Annotated in this window: 2 protein-coding genes; both read left to right on the plus strand. The window is 58.3% G+C overall.

The window, feature by feature from the left end; all coding sequences use genetic code 11:
• Positions 1-56 precede the first annotated feature (56 nt).
• On the plus strand, positions 57-449 hold the full coding sequence (locus HK108_RS18600) for a hypothetical protein (protein WP_181272604.1): 393 nt from the start codon (positions 57-59) through the stop codon (positions 447-449).
• 269 nt (positions 450-718) lie between these two features.
• Positions 719-1,489 carry a DDE-type integrase/transposase/recombinase gene (locus HK108_RS18605; protein ID WP_258233424.1) on the plus strand — a complete coding sequence of 257 codons (771 nt, stop codon included), beginning with the start codon at positions 719-721 and terminating at the stop codon, positions 1,487-1,489.
• Positions 1,490-1,517: the final 28 nt, after the last annotated feature.

The raw sequence follows: 1,517 nt of genomic DNA on the forward strand, positions 1-1,517 counted from the left end.
CCCTCTGTGTCAGGCTGGTTGTGAGCCACTCCGGATAAGAGAGGAACCGGAGCACCATGGCCATCACCCCTGGATACACTGTCGAAGAGATCCGAAACTTCGTCTACCAACACGAGAAGATCCCACACGGGTATAAATCCCTGTGGTTAGCGGAGCAAGAGTTCAGCCGCCATCAATTCAGGAAATGGCGACTAGCGACATTCAACGGTGACCTCGACCGTGGCCTGATCCCACGGTCACGGGCAGGCAAAGTTCCCTACAACCCGAGGCAACTGATGCAATCATCAATCGAAGAAAACCAAGCCAAACGTATCGCCGAACTCGAAGAACGCAATGCTCAACTCGAGGCAGCGAACGAAGCCTTGGGAAAAGCTATCGGGCTCTTGCACGATCGGAACGCACAAGAGCCCGACGTAACCCCGACGACGCCGAAGCCGGGCAATTCCTGACCATCGAGAACTCCCTGGTCATCGAACTGACTGACGTTCTGTCCTCACAGCGGAAGGCATTGGCGCTGGTGGGCCTGGCCCGATCGGTGTGGCACTACCGGGTCAATCCTCGTCCCCGACTGTCTGACCCGATAGAGCAGAAGCAGCGGGAGTACTCGATGAGGATCGGTGCTGCCGACCGGCAGAGCATTGCGGACCGGATCCAGGCCGGTTGGCTGCAGGGTCGGTCAGTGGATGCGTCGTTTGCTTCAGCGTGGGACGAGGGTGTGATGTTGGCATCCAGGCGCACATGGTGGCGTGTTGCTGAGGCGATCGTGGATCAGTCGCAGAGGCCCCGGGTCCCGTCCCGGGGTGAGACGAGGACGCCCCGAGTAGCACCTGTGCTGGTGGCTACCCGGCCGGGGCAGGTGTGGAGTTGGGACATCACGGATGTGAAGTCGATCTGGAGTCGGGTGACGTACAAGGCATACTCGATCATCGATATCTTCTCCCGCAAGATCGTCGGTTACCGGGTCGAGTCCCGCGAAGTCGATGGTTTGGCTGTTGAGATGTTTGAGGCCGCGATCGCCGAGCACGGTGTGCCTGAGTTTGTGCATGCCGATTCGGGAGCGGCGATGAAGTCGAATGCGTTGAAGAACGCACTCGAGGCATACGGGGTGGAGTTATCGCATAACCGACCGTATGTGTCTAATGACAACCCGTATTCGGAATCGGAGTTTCGGACGATGAAGTATCGCCCGGACTATCCGAAGACGTTTGAATCACTCGAGGCGGCTAGAGCCCACATCGATGCCTATGTCGTCTGGTACAACACGGAGCACCGGCATTCAGGGATCGCGTTGTTCACCCCGAATCAGGTCCATGACGGGTCGTGGGAAGAAGCGTGGAACGCCCGGGTGAAGGCGAATAATGAGTATTACGCCAGGCATCCCGAGCGTTTCCATGCGCCACCGCAGGTGCCGAAGCCGGCCGGTGTGGTCGGTATCAATCACGAACCAGTCCTAGTTGAAGTCCAAGAAATCACTGCTGAAGCAGCGTGAGTGACTCCAAACAGCTTGACACCCCGCG

It is taken from the genome of Brevibacterium sediminis (assembly GCF_013623905.1).
GTDB classification, from domain to species: Bacteria; Actinomycetota; Actinomycetes; order Actinomycetales; family Brevibacteriaceae; genus Brevibacterium; species Brevibacterium sediminis.

Excerpts from the sequence above, each read along its gene's own strand:
- HK108_RS18600 (WP_181272604.1), top strand. The coding sequence starts at position 57 with ATGGCCATCACCCCTGGATACACTGTCGAAGAGATCCGAAACTTCGTC.
- HK108_RS18605 (WP_258233424.1), top strand. The coding sequence starts at position 719 with ATGTTGGCATCCAGGCGCACATGGTGGCGTGTTGCTGAGGCGATCGTG.